This window comes from Oleiphilus sp. HI0125 (assembly GCF_001635355.1).
The window spans coordinates 1-743 of record NZ_LWGF01001137.1; the positions used below are offsets into that span (position 1 = coordinate 1).

Genomic DNA, 743 nt, shown 5'->3' on the forward strand with positions numbered 1-743 from the left:
CTGTTGGTTTGAAATATATGATGACCAAGATAATAGTATCAGCGCTGATTTGATGCGTGATGGTCGTAAGTTTGACTATGAATTTTCAACGGCACTTCGCGTTGTTCTTGGCGATGCAAGTGTTGCGCAAGTGTTCGTAAACGATGTCCAGTACGATATTTCGTCCTATGTCAGCACAACTGGACGCGCAGAATTTACTGTAGAGTAGAGTTATGAAGTTTGAGTCGCCGATAAAGCGAAGAGTTTCCCGTCAAATTATGGTGGGAGATGTGCCTGTGGGCGGAGATGCTCCGATTGCAGTGCAAAGTATGACGAATACTGAGACCACCGACGTCCAAACGACGCTTGGGCAAATTCAAGAATTAGCCGATGCGGGGGCGGACATTGTTCGGGTATCAGTCCCAACGATGGATGCCGCCGAGTCATTTAAGTTAATCAAGCAAGGCTCGCCAGTACCTTTAGTTGCAGATATTCATTTTGATTACAAAATTGCACTTAGAGTTGCTGAATATGGGGTCGATTGTTTACGTATCAATCCAGGAAATATCGGTAAAGAAGAACGTATTCGTGAGGTCATTGCGAGTGCTAAAGACCACGGGATTCCAATCCGAATTGGTGTGAATGCAGGGTCGCTAGAGAAAGACTTGCAGAAGAAGTACGGCGAGCCAACGCCTGCTGCGCTTGTTGAGTCTGCGATGCGTCATGTCGAGATTTTGCAGAGACATAATTTCGATAACTTCAAG

At 45.8% G+C, this 743-nt stretch carries 2 protein-coding genes; both read left to right on the plus strand.

Annotation, left to right across the window (positions count from 1 at the left end):
* A partial coding sequence (locus tag A3762_RS19790; protein ID WP_156493611.1) for a RodZ domain-containing protein occupies positions 1 to 208 on the plus strand: 208 nt, incomplete at its 5' end.
* Between the two features lie 4 nt (positions 209 to 212).
* On the plus strand, positions 213 to 743 hold a 531-nt coding region (locus A3762_RS19795; protein WP_197469418.1), incomplete at its 3' end, for a flavodoxin-dependent (E)-4-hydroxy-3-methylbut-2-enyl-diphosphate synthase.